Below are 774 nucleotides of genomic sequence, written 5' to 3' on the forward strand. Positions count from 1 at the left end.
GCTTGTGGGCAGCGGTCGTACCGGGTCGCAACCCTCCTCCAGTCCTTGAGCCTGCCGAACATGATCTCGATCCGGTTGCGCCGTTTGTATCTGCGCTTGTCGTACCGGACGGGCGTCTTGCGTTTCTTCCGGCCCGGGATGCAAGGACGTATCTTCTTGTCCTGCAAGGCTTCTCTGAACCAATCGGCATCATAGCCACGATCTCCGAGCAGCCACTTCACGTTGGGCAACCCGCTGACCAGGGCACGCGCCCCGATGTAGTCGCTGACGGGTCCGGCAGTCAGGAACAGGTCGATGGGTCGGCCCTGGCTGTCGCAGATCGCGTGCAGCTTCGTATTCATGCCGCCTTTGGTTCGGCCAATCAGACGACCACGCCCCCCTTTTTCACGCCCAGGCTGGACGCCGTGCGATGGGCCTTCAGATGAGTTGCGTCGATCATCACGGTCGTCTCCTCACCGTGCTCGGCCGCCAACCCCGCCATGATCCGGGCGAAGACACCCCTGTCGCTCCAACGCTTCCAGCGGTTGTAGAGCGTCTTGTGCGGGCCGTATTCCCTCGGCGCATCTCGCCACCGCAAGCCATTGCGATTGATGAAGATAATCCCGCTCAGGACACGCCGGTCATCAACCCTGGGCTTGCCGTGCGACTTGGGGAAGTAAGGCTCCAGACGCGCCATCTGCGCATCGCTCAGCCAAAAAAGATCAGACATGTTCACCGCTCGTTTTCGAACGGTGAATCACGCTCGTCCAACCAAATCAATGGGTCCTGACCCTA

Annotated in this window: 1 protein-coding gene; it reads right to left on the minus strand. The window is 60.7% G+C overall.

The window, feature by feature from the left end; all coding sequences use genetic code 11:
- Positions 1-709, minus strand: a protein-coding gene (locus tag ACXAJT_RS27595) for an IS5 family transposase (RefSeq protein WP_475242227.1) whose coding sequence is annotated in 2 segments (ribosomal slippage) — positions 1-388 and positions 388-709 — 710 coding nt annotated over the 2 segments. Because the reading frame shifts where the segments join, the coding sequence is not laid out codon by codon here. This gene is flagged as partial in the annotation.
- Between the last annotated feature and the right edge of the window lie 65 nt (positions 710-774).

The organism is Salipiger sp. ABF4_146 (assembly GCF_056161345.1).